Source organism: Streptomyces sp. 891-h (assembly GCF_022760275.1).
In the GTDB taxonomy this organism is placed as follows: domain Bacteria; phylum Actinomycetota; class Actinomycetes; order Streptomycetales; family Streptomycetaceae; genus Streptomyces; species Streptomyces spirodelae.
Genome location: NZ_CP050693.1, coordinates 5,568,462 through 5,584,237, shown reverse-complemented (window position 1 = coordinate 5,584,237; position 15,776 = coordinate 5,568,462). Strand labels below are relative to the sequence as shown.

Annotated in this window: 12 protein-coding genes; 7 read left to right on the top strand and 5 right to left on the bottom strand. The window is 70.2% G+C overall.

The genetic code is table 11. The features are described 5' to 3' along the window. Positions 1-104: 104 nt before the first annotated feature. The 5 genes from HC362_RS24460 to sucB all read left to right on the top strand — a co-directional run bounded on the left by HC362_RS24460 (position 105) and on the right by sucB (position 7,432). Complete coding sequence (locus HC362_RS24460; RefSeq protein ID WP_243086275.1) at positions 105-1,199, top strand: nicotinate-nucleotide--dimethylbenzimidazole phosphoribosyltransferase; 1,095 nt, start codon at positions 105-107, stop codon at positions 1,197-1,199. Between the two features lie 148 nt (positions 1,200-1,347). Further along, positions 1,348-2,160, top strand: a complete 813-nt coding sequence (locus HC362_RS24455) for an adenosylcobinamide-GDP ribazoletransferase (RefSeq protein WP_243086273.1) — start codon at positions 1,348-1,350, stop codon at positions 2,158-2,160. Between the two features lie 169 nt (positions 2,161-2,329). Continuing rightward, entirely contained in the window at positions 2,330-3,907 is a 1,578-nt protein-coding gene (locus HC362_RS24450; protein ID WP_243086271.1) for a leucyl aminopeptidase, read from the top strand. A gap of 251 nt (positions 3,908-4,158) precedes the next feature. After that, the gene (gene lpdA / locus HC362_RS24445; RefSeq protein WP_243086270.1) at positions 4,159-5,547 is read left to right on the top strand and encodes a dihydrolipoyl dehydrogenase; all 1,389 of its coding nucleotides are present in this window, start codon (positions 4,159-4,161) and stop codon (positions 5,545-5,547) included. A 61-nt stretch (positions 5,548-5,608) separates the two neighbouring features. Next, complete coding sequence (sucB, locus tag HC362_RS24440) at positions 5,609-7,432, top strand: 2-oxoglutarate dehydrogenase, E2 component, dihydrolipoamide succinyltransferase (RefSeq protein WP_243086268.1); 1,824 nt, start codon at positions 5,609-5,611, stop codon at positions 7,430-7,432. Positions 7,433-7,520: 88 nt separating this feature from the next. Here sucB and HC362_RS24435 read toward each other — a convergent pair whose 3' ends face one another. The 3 genes from HC362_RS24435 to HC362_RS24425 are packed head-to-tail and all read right to left on the bottom strand — an operon-like array spanning position 7,521 to position 10,049. Then, a complete protein-coding gene (locus HC362_RS24435) occupies positions 7,521-8,093 on the bottom strand; it encodes a hypothetical protein (protein ID WP_243086267.1) in 573 nt (190 codons plus the stop codon). Between the two features lie 31 nt (positions 8,094-8,124). Then, positions 8,125-9,600, bottom strand: coding sequence for a hypothetical protein (locus HC362_RS24430; RefSeq protein WP_243086265.1), 1,476 nt, complete (start codon positions 9,598-9,600; stop codon positions 8,125-8,127). 20 nt (positions 9,601-9,620) lie between these two features. Further along, entirely contained in the window at positions 9,621-10,049 is a 429-nt protein-coding gene (locus HC362_RS24425; RefSeq protein ID WP_243086264.1) for a hypothetical protein, read from the bottom strand. Between the two features lie 305 nt (positions 10,050-10,354). Between HC362_RS24425 and HC362_RS24420 the strand changes: the two genes are divergently transcribed. Next, the gene (locus tag HC362_RS24420; protein ID WP_243086262.1) at positions 10,355-10,984 is read left to right on the top strand and encodes a GntR family transcriptional regulator; all 630 of its coding nucleotides are present in this window, start codon (positions 10,355-10,357) and stop codon (positions 10,982-10,984) included. Between the two features lie 291 nt (positions 10,985-11,275). Next, positions 11,276-13,963: a pyruvate dehydrogenase (acetyl-transferring), homodimeric type gene (aceE, locus tag HC362_RS24415; protein WP_243086260.1), complete on the top strand. Its 2,688-nt coding sequence runs from the start codon at positions 11,276-11,278 to the stop codon at positions 13,961-13,963. 148 nt (positions 13,964-14,111) lie between these two features. Here aceE and HC362_RS24410 read toward each other — a convergent pair whose 3' ends face one another. Together HC362_RS24410 and HC362_RS24405 are read right to left on the bottom strand one after the other, a co-directional pair. After that, on the bottom strand, positions 14,112-14,213 hold the full coding sequence (locus HC362_RS24410; protein ID WP_243086259.1) for a methionine/alanine import family NSS transporter small subunit: 102 nt from the start codon (positions 14,211-14,213) through the stop codon (positions 14,112-14,114). Further along, a complete protein-coding gene (locus HC362_RS24405; RefSeq protein WP_243086257.1) occupies positions 14,213-15,739 on the bottom strand; it encodes a sodium-dependent transporter in 1,527 nt (508 codons plus the stop codon). The genes HC362_RS24410 and HC362_RS24405 overlap by 1 nt, the downstream gene beginning before the upstream one ends. Positions 15,740-15,776 lie beyond the last annotated feature (37 nt).

Below are 15,776 nucleotides of genomic sequence, written 5' to 3'. Positions count from 1 at the left end.
AGGGGCGCGGGGCTTCCTCCCATGTGCGGCTCCGCCGCGCGGGCGTGGCCTCATCAGCAAGGCGCCCCACACGGGCGCAAGCCGCTCACGTAATCTCAGCGGGCATGAGCGACCGCACCCTGGATCTGGACGACTTCTCCGACCTCATCGAGCGCCCGCACGGCGGCCTGCGCCGGGAAGCCGAGGAGCGGCGTGCGCTGACCGGGCTGCCCCCGCGCGCCCTGGGACGGCTGGAGGACGTGGGCGAATGGCTCAGCTCCGCACAGGCACGCGTGCCTGTGCGGCCGGTGGTCAACCCGCGCCTGGTGGTCTTCGCCGGCGACCACGGCGTCGCCGAACTCGGCGTCTCCACCCGGCAACCGGGCACCGCCAAGGAGCTCGTACGTGAGCTGCTGGACGGCGTCTCGCCCGCTGCCGTCCTGGCGCGGCAGTTCGAGGTTCCGGTCCGCGTGGTCGACATGGCGCTCGACTGCGAAGCGGACGAGCTGCCGGCCGAGGTGACGCGGCACCGGGTGCGCCGTTCGTCCGGACGGCTGGACAGTGAAGACACGTTGACGCCCCAGGAGGCCGAGGCGGCGTTCCGCGCGGGGATGGCCGTCGCCGACGAGGAGGCGGACGCCGGTACCGACCTGGTGGTCCTCGGCGACCTGAGCGTCGGCGGCACCACGGCGGCCGGAACGCTGGTCGCCGCGCTGTGCGGAACCGACGCCTCGGTGGTCACCGGCCGGGGCGGGGGCGGCATCGACGACCTGACGTGGATGCGCAAGTGTGCCGCCATCCGCGACGGACTGCGCCGGGCCCGGCCGGTCCTGGGCGACCAGCTCCAACTGCTGGCGACGGTGGGCGGCGCCGACCTGACGGCCATGACCGGGTTCCTGCTCCAGTCGGCGGTCCGGCACACGCCAGTCATCCTCGACGGCGTCGTCTCGGCGGCGTGCGCGCTGGTCGGCCAGCGGGTGGCCTTCCGGGCCCCGGACTGGTGGCTGGCGGGCCAGGCCGGCAGCGAACCGGCCCAGGCCAAGGCGCTGGACAGGCTGGCCGCCGATCCGCTCTTGGAGCAGGGCGTCGAGGTGGGGGGTGGCACCGGAGCGCTGTTGGCGCTGCCCCTGGTGCGGGCCGCGGCGGCACTGGCCGCGGAACTTCCCGTACGGGAACGGGAGGGGGCGCCCCACTCCGCGGAGGCTGTGGACATCACCTGAGCCGGCCGCCCTCGCGTGTGTGCTGGGAAGGGGCTGCCTCTCCCTGTGCGTTGCAGACTGCGGGTGATTCGTTGGCTGGTCGCGCAGTTCCCCGCGCCCCTCGGGGGCGCGTCCCTCCCTTTGCGCTCGGGCAGTAGCCTGCTCGGCCATGGATTCCTCGTCATCCGCGGAGACCGACAGAGCCTCGGCGGCCCAGGGACTGCGATTCGCCTTCGGAACGCTGACCGTGCTGCCCGTCGGCGTCGAGCGGTGGGACAGGCCCGCCGCGCGCGTGGGCATGGTGTGCGCCCCGGCGGTCGGGCTCGTGGTGGGGCTGGTCGCCGCCGCCGTGGGCGCCGTACTGCTGGCGTGCGGCGCCTCGGCACTGCTCGCCGCCGTGGCGACCGTGGCGGTGCCCGCGGTACTGACCCGGGGGCTGCACCTGGACGGCCTCGCCGACGTCGCCGACGGCCTGGGCAGCGGCAAGCCGGCCGAGGACGCGCTGCGGGTGATGAAGCAGTCCGACATCGGGCCGTTCGGCGTCATCACGCTGGTGTTCGTACTGCTGGGACAGGTGGCCGCGCTCGCCGCGCTGTACGGCCAGGGGTGGGCCACCGGTACCGCCGGTGCCGTCGCCTCCGCCGTCGCCGCACGCGGCGCCCTCACCCTCGCCTCCCGCGAGGGCGTACCCGCCGCGCGGCCCGACGGGCTGGGGGCAGCCGTCGCCGGGACGGTGCCGCGCGGGGCCGCGCTGGGGGTGGCCGGGCTGTGTGTGGCGGTGGCCGTCGGTCTGGGAGCCGTCTGCCCGGGACCGGTGGGGCGGATCGCCGGCTTCGCGGTCGCCGCCGCGCTCGGACTGTGCGCCGCCGAGGCCCTGTTGCGGCGCTGCACGGCCCGATTCGGCGGCGTGACGGGGGATGTCTTCGGCGCGGTGGCCGAGGCCGCGGGCTGCTGCACGCTCGTCGTGGCCGCGGTGCTGTGACGGGATTGCCGCGAACCTCCGCTTCCACCCCCACCCGTAACTCCCCCGGCGTTCCCGGGGGCACGGGCATACGATGCCCGGAACGTCCGAAGCCGGAGCCGATGCGCTCCGAACCGACCGGAGGCGACACGCACTCCGAAGCCATGTTCAGGAAGAAGGTCTCTCCCACGTGTCTGCACTGACTCTCAGCTCCTCGTCCGCCGCGACGCTGCGCGCGGACGCCGTCGTCGTCGGTATCGCCAAGAACGGCTCCTCCGGCAAGGGCCGCGCTGCCAAGGCGGCCGTCGTCCTCGCCCCCGGCGCGGAGGCCGTGGACAAGGCGTACGGCGGCAAGCTGGCCGCGACGCTCGAGACGCTCGGCGCGAGCGGCGGCGAGGGCGAGGTCACCAAGCTGCCGGCCCCCGCGACCGGCGTGAAGGCCCCCGTCGTCGTGGCGGTCGGGCTGGGCGAGGCGGCCGGCAAGCAGGAGTCGTACGACGCCGAGGTGCTGCGCCGCGCCGCCGGTGCCGCCGCACGGGCGCTGGCCGGCAGCAAGAAGGCCGCGTTCGCGCTGCCGGTCGAGGACGCCGAGGCCGTCTCCGCCGTCGCCGAGGGCGCGCTGCTTGGCGCCTACTCCTTCACCGCCTACCGGGGCAAGGAGAAGAACGCCCAGAACAAGGGCGACAAGAGCGGCAAGGAGGCCAAGGACAGCTCGGCGCCGCTCGCGGAGATCGCGCTGGTCGGCGCCAAGCCGCGGGACAAGGCGCACAAGGCGGCCGTGGAGCGCGCGCAGGTGGTGGCCGAGGAGGTGCACCGGGCGCGTGACCTGATCAACACCCCGGCCAACGGGCTCGACCCCAAGACCTTCGCCGCCGAGGCCCGCGCCGCGGCCAAGTCCTTCGGCCTCACCTTCGAGGTGCTGGACGAGAAGGCGCTGGCCAAGGGCGGCTACGGCGGCATCCTGGGGGTCGGCAACGGCTCGGCACAGCCGCCGCGGCTGGTCCGTATCGGCTGGTCGCACCCGAAGGCGAAGCAGTCCCTCGCGCTGGTCGGCAAGGGCATCACCTACGACTCGGGCGGCATCTCGCTCAAGCCCGCGGGTCACAACGAGACGATGAAGTGCGACATGAGCGGCGCTGCCGCCGTCTTCGCCGCCGTCGTGGCCGCCGCCCGGCTGGGGCTCCAGGCCAATGTCACCGGCTGGCTGGCGCTGGCGGAGAACATGCCCTCCGGCTCGGCCACTCGTCCGGGTGATGTGCTGACCATGTACAGCGGCAAGACGGTGGAGGTGCTCAACACCGACGCCGAGGGCCGGCTGGTGCTGGCGGACGCGCTGACCCGCGCGAGCGAGGAGGAGCCGGACGCGATCGTGGACGTCGCGACGCTGACCGGCGCGATGGTGCTGGCCCTGGGCAACCGCACCTTCGGGATCATGGCGAACGACGACGAGTTCCGCACCGCGCTGCACGAGGCGTCCGAGGAGGCGGGCGAGGACGCCTGGCCGATGCCGCTGCCCGGACACCTGCGCAAGAGCTTCGACTCCCCGGTCGCCGACATCGCCAACATCGGTGAGCGGATGGGCGGCGGCCTGCTGGCCGGGCTCTTCCTGAAGGAGTTCGTCCCCGAGTCCACGCCCTGGGCGCACCTGGACATCGCGGGCCCGGCCTTCAACGAGTCCGGCCCGTTCGGCTACACCCCCAAGGGCGGCACGGGCTCGGCGGTGCGGACGCTGGTCCGGCTCGTGGAGCGCACGGCCGAGGGCGACTGACCGGACCGACCGGGAGGGGTGTGGGGCTTCGCCTCGCGAAGCCCCACACCCCCGTGCCGACCGCCGGAGGCACCCCGCTCCCCGCTTTCCGGCAACAAGTGCAAAGATGGGTCACTGGCAGGACAGGGCCCCGCACGGCTTGACAGAAGCCGGAAGCGATGAAAAGGGCCGAGCAGACAAAAGCGGCCGAACCTCAAGCCGCCCGGTCACACGAGACCGGCTACGGCGTACCCATGCATGGAGGACGTGACGTGGCGAACGACGCCAGCACCGTTTTCGACCTAGTGATCCTCGGAGGCGGTAGCGGCGGTTATGCCGCTGCCCTTCGCGCCGCGCAGCTCGGTCTGGATGTCGCCCTTATCGAGAAGGACAAGCTGGGCGGTACCTGCCTGCACCGGGGCTGCATCCCGACCAAGGCGCTGCTGCACGCCGGCGAGGTGGCCGACCAGTCCCGCGAGAGTGCCGAGTTCGGTGTCAAGACCTCGTTCGAGGGCATCGACATGGCCGGCGTCCACAAGTACAAGGACGGCGTGATCTCCGGGCTCTACAAGGGCCTGCAGGGGCTGGTCGCCTCGCGCAAGGTCACCTACGTGGAGGGCGAGGGCCGGCTGTCCTCGCCCACTTCCGTCGATGTCAACGGCCAGCGCTACGAGGGCCGCCACATCCTGCTGGCGACCGGCTCGGTGCCCAAGTCGCTGCCGGGTCTGACCATCGACCACGAGCGCATCATCAGCTCCGACGACGCGCTGGTCATGGACCGGGTCCCGAAGTCCGCGATCATCCTGGGCGGCGGCGTCATCGGCGTCGAGTTCGCCTCCGTGTGGAAGTCCTTCGGCGCGGACGTGACCGTCGTCGAGGGCCTCAAGCACCTGGTCCCTGCCGAGGACGAGAACAGCTCCAAGCTGCTGGAGCGGGCCTTCCGCAAGCGCGGTATCAAGTTCAACCTGGGCACCTTCTTCGACAAGGCCGAGTACACCGCCGACGGCGTCAAGGTCACGCTGGCGGACGGCAAGGAGTTCGAGGCCGAGGTGCTGCTGGTCGCCATCGGCCGCGGCCCGGTCTCCGAGGGCCTGGGCTACGAGGAGGCCGGGGTCACCATGGACCGCGGCTTCGTCACGGTGGACGAGTACTGCCGCACCAGCGTCCCGACGATCTCCGCCGTCGGCGACCTCATCCCCACCCTCCAGCTCGCGCACGTGGGCTTCGCCGAGGGCATCCTGGTCGCGGAGCGGCTGGCCGGGCTCAACCCGGTGCCGGTCGACTACGCCGGTGTGCCGCGCGTCACGTACTGCAACCCGGAGGTGGCCTCGGTCGGCCTCACCGAGGAGCAGGCCAAGGAGCGGTACGGTGCCGACAAGGTGGTCACGCTCAAGTACAACCTCGCGGGCAACGGCAAGAGCAAGATCCTGAAGACGGCGGGCGAGGTCAAGCTCGTCCAGGTGCGCGACGGTGCCGTGGTCGGCGTCCACATGGTCGGAGACCGCATGGGTGAGCAGGTCGCCGAGGCCCAGCTCATCTACAACTGGGAGGCGCTGCCCGCAGAGGTGGCCCAGCTCATCCACGCCCACCCGACCCAGACCGAGGCGCTCGGCGAGGCGCACCTGGCGCTGGCCGGCAAGCCGCTGCACTCCCACGACTGACCGCCGGGTTCCAGTCAGGGCGCGACCCATCCGCACAGTTTTGTAAGGAGCAACAGAAACCATGGCGGTTTCCGTAACCCTGCCGGCGCTCGGCGAGAGCGTGACCGAGGGCACCGTCACCCGCTGGCTGAAGGCCGAGGGTGAGCACATCGAGGCCGACGAGCCGCTGCTCGAGGTCTCCACCGACAAGGTCGACACCGAGATCCCGGCCCCCGCTTCCGGGACCATCGCCTCCATCAAGGTCGCCGAGGACGAGACGGTGGAGGTCGGCGCCGAGCTGGCCGTCATCGACGACGGCTCCGGCGCTCCGGCCCCGGCCGCACCGGCCGCCGAGCCCGCGCAGGCCGAGGCCCCGGCTCCGGCCCCGGCCGCCGCCGAGCAGCCGGCGCCCGCCGCGCAGCCCGAGCCCGCTGCCGCAGCGCCGTCCGGTGGCGGCGCGGCCGAGGGCACCGACGTGGTGCTGCCCGCGCTGGGCGAGTCCGTCACCGAGGGCACCGTCACCCGCTGGCTCAAGCAGGTGGGCGACGAGGTCGAGGCGGACGAGCCGCTGCTGGAGGTCTCCACCGACAAGGTCGACACCGAGATCCCCGCGCCGACCTCCGGCACCCTGCTGGAGATCGCCGTCGGTGAGGACGAGACGGCGGAGGTCGGCGCCAAGCTGGCCGTCATCGGCGCCGCCGGTGCCGCTCCGGCCGCCGCGGCCCCCGCCCCCTCGGCTCCGGCCAAGCCCGCCGAGGCGGCGCCGCAGCCCGCGCAGGAGGCCCCGCAGGCCCCCGCGGCACCGGCGCAGCCCGCCGCACCGCAGACGCCTCCGGAGCCCTCGCAGGCCCAGCCGGCGCCCGCGCAGCCGGCGCCGCCGGCCCAGCCCGCTCCGGCTCAGCCCGCACCCGCCGCACAGGCTCCGGCGGCCCCGGCCGCCCCGGCTCCGGCCGCGGCGCCGGAGAGCGACGGCGCCTATGTGACCCCGCTGGTGCGCAAGCTGGCGTCCGAGCAGGGCGTGGACCTGAGCACGGTGCGCGGCACCGGTGTGGGTGGCCGCATCCGCAAGCAGGACGTCATCCAGGCCGCCGAGGCGGCCAAGGCCCAGGCCCCGGCCCCGGCGGCCCCCGCTGCCGCCCCCGCGGCGGCCGGCCGTCCCACCTCGCCGAAGCTGGAGCCGTCGCCGCTGCGCGGCCAGACGGTGAAGATGCCGCGCATCCGCAAGCTGATCGCGGACAACATGATGAAGGCGCTGCACAGCCAGGCGCAGCTGTCCACGGTCGTCGAGGTGGACGTCACCCGCATCATGCAGCTGCGGGCCCGCGCGAAGGACGCCTTCGCGGCGCGCGAGGGCGTCAAGCTCTCCCCGATGCCGTTCTTCGTGCAGGCGGCGGCCGAGGCGCTGAAGGCCCACCCGTCCGTCAACGCGCGGCTGAACGACGACGGCACCATCACCTACCACGACGTCGAGAACATCGGCATCGCGGTGGACTCCGAGAAGGGTCTGATGGTCCCGGTCATCAAGGAGGCCGGAAACCTCAACCTGGCGGGGATCGCCCGCAAGACCGCCGAGCTGGCCAAGAAGGTCCGCGAGGGCGGTCTGGGCCCGGACGACATGTCCGGCGGCACGTTCACGATCAGCAACACCGGTTCGCGGGGCGCGCTCTTCGACACCATCATCGTGAACTACCCGCAGGTCGCGGAGCTGGGCATCGGCGCCACCGTGCGCCGCCCGATGGTCGTCAACCACCCGGACCTGGGCGAGACCATCGCCGTCCGCGACATGGTCTACCTGACCCTGTCCTACGACCACCAGCTCGTGGACGGCGCCGACGCCGCCCGCTACCTCAACGACGTCAAGGCCCGCCTGGAGGCCGGCGAATTCGAGGGCGAACTGGGCCTGTAACCCTTCCGCTCAACTGAAAACGGTGCCCCCGCCACATCCGTGTGGCGGGGGCACCGTCGTCCAGGGCCCCCTCTTGCGCGATGGCCGGCTACTCGATGTCCGACTTGATGTAGAGGCGGGTGGCTCCCGGCTCGTATTCGTGCGTGAAGAGGCGGATGCAGTGGTTGAGGCGTTTGAGCCCCGGGGGCTCTTGGCCGACCTCCCCCAACGGTGCGCTGTCCGGACAGAGAGAAGCCATCCGCAGTCCCTTGGTCAGGGTCTCGGGCTCCGGCAGATGCAACCGGCTGAAGGGTGCCATGGGCCGGTAGTCGGCCTTCTCGGGGTGCTGATTGGTGATCAACTCTTCATCCGAGGGCTTCATGGTCGCGACGTACTTCTTCGCCTCCCCGGTAGGAAGAGTGAAGGACAGCAGCGCCGTGTCGTACCGCGATCCGATCTTGAAGGCAGCACGCCTGTCAGAGGCCTCATCCGGTAGCCGCACCCCCAGTTCCCGGCTCAGCGACGCCGCAGTCACCCCCTTCTTCCAGCAGCACTTCTTCTCCTGCTCGCTCAGATCCGACTCCGTCGCGTCGGCGAGCAGGGACATCGCAACGACCAGGGCGGCGACACCGCTCACGACTGCGGTGCCGATGATGAGAGCCAGGCGCGAAGTCCGCGACATGAGGGGTCTCCCAGGGTTCTTACCAGCGTTTTCACGGTTTCCTGTCAGGGTCTGCCCTTCCGCCGTCCCGGCCCAGGCCAGGACCATCAGGCTCCGGGAATTTCCCGCCCCCCTCTGCGCCGTTCAATTCTCGATGCATTACCGAACTACTGCCAGACATGGCGAATTCTTTAGCGAGACCGGTCTCGTGAAGGCTGGCAGGCTGCCCATCGGGGATGGAGAATTTTCCGATATTCACCCCCTTCCCCTTGTCCCAGTTGTACTGGTCCCATGCATTCACCTGGTAATCGAGAGCAACCTTGGGGTCGCCGTTGGCATCGGCCTTCACTGTAACCACACCGGTAACATTGGTGTCCATCGAACCGACGGCGAAGTACCAGTTCGGATCGTTCTCCTCGAAGAAACTGAAACCCTTGCTGCGGGTCTCTACAGGTATGGCCACCGGCATGTTGCCGTTCTCTCTAAATGCTTTCAGTGCCTCATTTCGCCAGGCACTCTCCTTCCCTCTGACCAGTTCCTGAGTGTGATTATTGAAGCGTTCATCGTCATCCATCATCTTGTCCACCGACAGCTCCATGGGGCTGCCGTCGTTCGACAAGTAATGGTCCATGTGCCGGGAGGCGTCCGACCACCCTCGCCAGCCGCCGCCGCTGGCGAGGGCCAACATCTTGGCCTTCGTCAAGCGCTCCTGCATTCCGGGCTCCCGGGACCCGTGCGGTCCTGATCCGGCATCCGGCGGGACCTGTTTGACGGTCGGACCGAAGATGCCGGCATCCTTCAACCCGTCCTTGTGCTTCTCCCACAATTCGGCGCGAGCCCCCGGACTCAGGGACTGCCACAGTCGCCGCAGCTCCGCCTTTTCCTCCTTGCTAGCGCCGTCGCCCTGCCCGGCCAGCTTCATCGCCCGAGGCAGTTGCGCTCCGTCCAAGGAGGTGTAAGTCCCGTGGCCCGCGTTGTGCGGCGAACTTCCATGGCTCTTACGCAGCAGATCCCGCGTCGCCTCATCGATCTCAGCGGCGTGGGTGACAAGACCGGTCAGAGCCTCGGCGTAGTAGTCGATCAGCCCCTTTGTGCGTGCCGGGAGGTACCCGTCCGCCCTGCACTCCATTGCGGAAACCCGTACCGTCCCGTCTTTGCCGTCGATGACCAGAAGGGCGGGCTTTCTGGCTTCGATGTCCGGGTCTCCCGCCTTCGCCTCGCGCGTCAGCTCCTTGGCCCGTTCCTGTAGCCGGTGCAGCTCCGAGTGCGCGTCATCGAGGACAGCGTGAATGCTCATCGCTTCCGCGTGCAGATCCCAGACCTCGTTGGCCGTGGCGGTGACGAACTTCTTCGTCACCGTGGCGTTGGCGCCCTTCCAGACCGCCGCGTCCGACTTGGCCCGCAATCCGTCGGTGGCCATCGTCCTCATGTCATCGAGGGCGTCCACCATGTCCTTCCAGTCGTCGACCGCGGATTTGAGCTTGCCGAGGTCCAGTTCGATCAGGTCCGTGTAGGTGAATGCAGCCATCGGTCCCCCTGCGCGCTGCGCTACTTCACGTGTTTGAGGATCTCGGACGGACTCATCGGGGTTCCGTCCCGGTGGCGCATCGAGGCGGCGATCTCCCGGTCGTCGTGCATATGGGCCTTCTTGGAGTAGTCCAGGTGGTTGGAGATGTGGGCGCACATCTGAAGCACCGTCTTGACCTGGGAGCTCCACGTGGCGAGCGTGGTGTCGAGTTCGTCGCCGGTGAGAAGGTGGTGCGAGGACATCTCCTTGGCCGCGCTCGCGGTCGAAGACAGCTCTTTGCCGTCCCGGCCGGCGTTCCCGATGTCCGCCTTCTTCCGCAGCATCCCGTGCAGCTTGAACGCTTCGTGTCCGACGGCACCGAGGTCGTCCTGGTGCACGACCAGACTCGGCTCGTCCGAGGCCGCTCCGGTCCCGGCACCGTCCGGCGAGGGCGCGTGATTCAGCTGCATTCGGGCCTCCTGCGGTTTGTGGCCCGCCTTGAGCTGGGTCCATTCCTGCTCGAAGCCCACCTTTCCCCCTGTCGCCAGACGCAATTTGCCCGCTGTCCCCCGGTCCTCGGACGCCGCTGGCAGACCAGGGCTTCACGGCCGTGTAAGAGTACGGCGAGGGGGCGTAACCACGCCGCCGTTTTCGGTGACCGGTACGGTCCGCACGGTCACCCGGTGATGGCCGTCGCGACCACGGAGTGGCACGGAGTGCCGTGGTTGGTCGTATCGTCTAGGAGCCCCACCACCTCGTTGCGAGGAGCCTCTTCATGACCCCGCCCGTCGTCCAGTCGCTGCGCGAGCAGATCCGCGAGCACCTCGTGGAGGGGATCGTCAGTGGGCGGTGGAAGCCCGGGGAGCGGATCGTGGAGCGGCGGATCGCGGTGGAACTGGAGGTCAGCCAGACCCCCGTGCGGGAGGCGCTGCGGGAGCTGGAGGCGCTGCGGCTGATCGAGTCGTCGCCGAACAAGGGCGTGCGGGTGCGGGAGCTGTCGGCGGCGGATCTGGAGGAGATCTATCCGGTCCGGGCCGGTCTGGAGCAGATCGCCGCGGAGCTGGCGGTGCCCCGGCTGGCGGGGGACGTCACGGGGCTGCGGCCGCATGTGGAAGCGCTGTACGAGGCGGACCGGCGCGGGGACGGGGAGGCGCAGGTGCGGCACACCGTGGCCTTCCACCGGGAGCTGGTGCGCGCAGCGGGCAACAGCGTGCTGCTGCACACCTGGGAGGGCCTGGGCATCGAGGTGTGGACGGCGCTGTCGATCCGCTGGCTGGGTACGGTGCAGGAGTCGTACGCGGAGGAGCACGAGGCCGTGATGGCCGCCATCGAGCGCTGTGACCCGAACATCGGGGCGCTGGTGAAGGAGCACGTGCTGGGTTGCGCCCCGGCGCCACGGGACTGAGGAGGAAACCCGCCGTTGCGGATGGCGTCGTCGCCCGGGTGCGGGTCCGTTGTGGCTGGTCGCGCAGTTCCCCGCGCCCCTTCGGGGCGCGGCCTCACCTGACATCGCGTGCCGACTTTCACGGCACGGAATGCCAATTTCGCGGGAAGCTTTGATCGATCATCGATCACAGGCGTACAGTCCCTTCGTTGGGGTGCCCCCTGTCCTGCCCGTCAGGGTTCACAACACCCACCCGCACAACCGCCCTCCCGACCCGTTTGGAGGGGCCTACACGTCCGGAAGGTGGCCACCATGCCCGATCCCGTACGCCCGTATCCGAGCGAGCTGGACCAGCTCCCGGACCGTGATCCGCAGGAGACCGGCGAGTGGCGCGAGTCGCTCGACGCCGTCGCGGCACACGCGGGCGACGAACGAGCCGCGTACCTGGTGCGCCGTACCGTCGAGCACGCGCAGCACAGCGGTCTGGCCGTACCGGCCCTGCTGGAGACGGAGTACGTCAACACCATCCCGACCTCGGCCGAGCCGGCTTTCCCGGGCGACGAGGCGATGGAGTCCCGCATCACCGCGTGGAACCGCTGGAACGCGGCGGCCATGGTCACCCGCGGCAGCCGCTACGGCCTCGGCGGCCACATAGCCACGTTCGCCTCGGCGGCCTGGCTGTACGAGACGGGCTTCCAGCACTTCTTCAGGGGGAAGGAGGGCGACGGCAGTGGTGACCAGCTGTACGTCCAGGGCCACGCCTCCCCCGGCGTCTACGCCCGCGCCTTCCTCGACGGGCGGCTCACCGAGGCGCACCTGGACCGGTTCCGGCAGGAGGCGGGCGGCGACGGGCTGCCGTCCTACCCGCACCCGCGCCGGCTGCCGTGGCTGTGGGAGTTCCCCACGGTCTCCATGGGCCTGGGGCCGATCTCCGCGATCTACCAGGCGCGGTTCAACCGCTATCTGACCCACCGCGGCATCAAGGACACCTCCGCCTCGCACGTATGGGCCTTTCTCGGTGACGGCGAGATGGACGAGCCCGAGTCGACAGCGGCGCTCGCCCTGGCCGGGCGGGAGCAGCTGGACAACCTCACGTTCGTCATCAACTGCAACCTCCAGCGGCTGGACGGCCCGGTCCGCGCCAACTTCAAGATCGTGCAGGAGCTGGAGACCCAGTTCCGCGCGGCCGGCTGGAACGTCATCAAGTCGCTGTGGGGCTCCGCCTGGGACGAGGTGTTCGCGCTGGACACCACAGGCGCGCTCACCCGGCGGCTGCGCGAGGTGCCGGACGCGCAGTTCCAGACGTACGCCACCCGCGACGCGGCCTACATCCGCGAGCACTTCTTCGGCGCCTCCCCGGCCCTCGTCGAGCTCGGCAAGCTGCTGTCGGACGACAAGATCACCGAGCTGTTCAAGACCTCACGCGCCGGCCACGAGCCGCGCAAGGTGTACGCGGCGTACAAGGCGGCCGTCGAGCACAAGGGCGCGCCGACGGTGATCCTGGCGCAGACCGTCAAGGGCTGGACGCTGGGCCCGGGCTTCGAGTCCCGCAACGCCAACCACCAGATGAAGAAGCTCACCGGCAAGGAGTTCCGTGCCATGCGGGACCTGCTGGAGCTGCCCATCCCGGACAGCAAGCTGGACGACGAGCTGGTGCCGTATGTGCACCCGGGCCCCGACTCGCCCGAGGTGCGCTACCTCCAGGAGCGGCGCGCCGCACTCGGCGGCCCGGCGCCGGCCCGCAAGGTGCACCCGGTCGGCCTGCCCTCCCCCGCCGAGAAGCCCTTCGATGTGCTGAAGAAGGGCTCGGGCTCGCAGGAGATCGCCACCACCATGGCGTTCGTGCGACTGGTCAAGGACCTGATGCGGGAGAAGGAGACCGGCAAGCGCTGGGTGCCGATCGTCCCGGACGAGGCCCGTACGTTCGGTATGGAATCGCTGTTCCCGTCGGCCGGTATCTACTCGCCGCTCGGCCAGAACTACGATCCGGTCGACCGCGACCAGCTCCTGTACTACAAGGAGGCCAAGGACGGCCAGATCCTCAACGAGGGGATCACCGAGGCCGGTTCGCTGGCGGACTTCACCGCGGCTGCCACGTCGTACGCCACGCACGGCGAGCCGATGATCCCGTTCTACATCTTCTACTCGATGTTCGGGTTCCAGCGCACCGCCGACCAGTTCTGGGCGCTCGCCGACCAGCTCGGCCGCGGCTTCGTCATCGGCGCCACGGCAGGCCGTACGACGATGACCGGTGAGGGCCTCCAGCACGCCGACGGCCACTCGCACCTGCTGGCCTCCACCAACCCGGCGGTCATCTCCTACGACCCGGCGTTCGCCTACGAGGTGGGCGTCATCGTCAAGGAGGGCCTGCGCCGGATGTACGGCCCGGACACGGCCGCGCAGGAGAACATCTTCTACTACCTGACGGTCTACAACGAGACCAAGGTGCAGCCGCCCATGCCCGAGGGCGAGGGCGTCGAGGAGGGCATCCTCAAGGGCCTCTACCGCTTCAAGGAGGCGGAGGCCGCCTCCGCTGACACCCCCCGTATCCAGCTGCTGTCCTCCGGAACGGCGATCCACTGGGTGCTGGAGGCCCAGCGCATCCTCGCCGAGGAGTGGGGCGTGGCCGCCGATGTGTGGTCGGCACCGTCCTGGACGGAGCTGCGGCGTGAGGCCATGGAGTGCGACGCGGCGGCGCTGCGCGGTGAGGAGCGGGTGCCGTATGTGACCCGTGCGCTGGAGGGGGCACCGGGTCCGGTGCTGGCCGTCAGCGACTGGATGCGTGCCGTGCCGGACCAGATCAGCCAGTGGGTCGAGCAGGACTGGGCCTCGCTGGGCACGGACGGCTTCGGCCTCTCCGACACCCGCGAGGCGGCACGGCGGTACTTCGGCGTCGACGCGGAGTCCGTCGTGGTCGCCGCCCTGTCGCGGCTCGCGCGGCGGGGCGAGGTCAAGGCGGAGGACGTCCGCCGGGCCGCCGAGAAGTACGGCCTCGCGTAGGCGGGGCGCCTACGCTTCGCGGGGTTCGTCTTCGCGGAGACGCGCCATCCGGGGCCCGGGTCGTTGCCCGAGCGCCGGTGGGTTGTGGCTGAGCGCAAAGTTCCCCGCGCCCCTTTGGGGCGCGGGGAACTTTGCTTGTGCGGGTCGGCTACTCCGACGGGTGCTTGCGCAAGCGCAAGATGGCGGCGATCAGGCCGCCCCAGACGATCAGCACGGCCACGGCCATCATCACGAGGGCTCCTGCGGACATCAGCGCACCTCCTCCCGTTCAGCGTCGCCCTCGACGGGCGCTCCGCGCCAGGGGATGAGGGAGATCAGGATGCCCACGACCAGGGCGCCGGCCGCGACACCCCAGCCCGCCCAGGCGAGGAAGGAGGTGGGGTAGCCGCCGTAGTTCTCGTCGAACTCCTTGCGCAGGCTGTCGACCATCATCCAGCCGAGCACCAGCGGGGTGATCACCCCGAGGCAGACCCGCCACCAGACGCCCAGCCGCACCGCTGAGGTCTCGTCGGCGTTGGCCTGGAAGGGCCGCAGGCGGCGCAGGATCCAGGCCATCACGACGAGGAAGAACAGCGCGGCCAGCGCGATGCCGTACTGGTTGATGAAGTGGTCGGCCGCGTCCAGCAGCGAGAGGCCCGCGTCCGTGGGGAAGAGGGCGAGGGAGACGACGGCGACCAGGCCGCCGACGAGCCACACGGCGGGCACGCGGCGCATGCCGGTGCGGTCCTGGACGGCGGAGATGACCACCTGGACGATGCTGACCAGCGAGGAGAGGCCCGCGATGGCCAGCGAGACGAAGAAGATGACGCCGAAGGCCGCGCCGAGCGGCATCTGGGAGATGACGGCAGGGAAGGCGATGAAGGCCAGGCCCACCCCTTCGCTGACCACGTCGCCGACGGCCGCGCCGTTGGCCTGCGCCATGAAGCCGAGGGTGGCGAAGACGCCGATGCCCGCGAGGATCTCGAAGGAGCTGTTGGCGAAGCCGGCCACCAGTGCCGAGCCGGTCAGGTCGGCGCGGCGCCCCAGGTAGGAGGCGTAGGTGACCATGATGCCGAAGCCGATGGAGAGCGAGAAGAAGATCTGCCCGTAGGCGGCGACCCAGACGCTGCCGTCGGTCAGCGCGCTCCAGTCGGGGGAGAAGAGCGCGTCCAGGCCCTTGGCGGCGCCGTCGAGCGTGACGGCGCGGACGACCAGGATCAGGAAGAAGAACACCAGGGCCGGGATGAAGATCTTGTTGGCCCGTTCGATACCGCGCCGTACACCCAGCGCGAGAATGGCCAGCACGATGATCCACACGGCCAGCAGGGGCCAGAAGACGTTTCCGACGAGGGAGCTGGGCAGCCCGGGCTCGCTCCCGGTCTGCAGGAAGTCCCCCATGAAGAACTTCTCGGGATCCTTGCCCCAGTCCTTGCCGAAGGAGAACCCGGCGTACCGCACGGCCCAGGCGACGATCACCGCGTAGTAGGAGGCGATGACGAAGCAGATCACGACCTGCCACCAGCCGATGGCCTCGGCGGGACGGGAGATCTGCCGGAACGCCGCAGGCGGCGACTTCCGGTACTTGCGGCCGACCGTGTATTCGAGAATGAGCAGCGGGAGCCCCGCCGTGAGCAGCGCGACGAGATAGGGCAGCAGGAAGGCCCCGCCGCCGTTCTTGTACGCCTCGGCGGGGAAGCGCCAGATGTTGCCCAACCCGATGGCGGAGCCGATGGCCGCCATCAGGAAGCCGGCTCGCGAGCCCCACTGTTCGCGCTGTTCGCGAGTTTGCTGAGACATGACCGTTTCCTTGTTCGCTGTATAACGGGCGGAACGG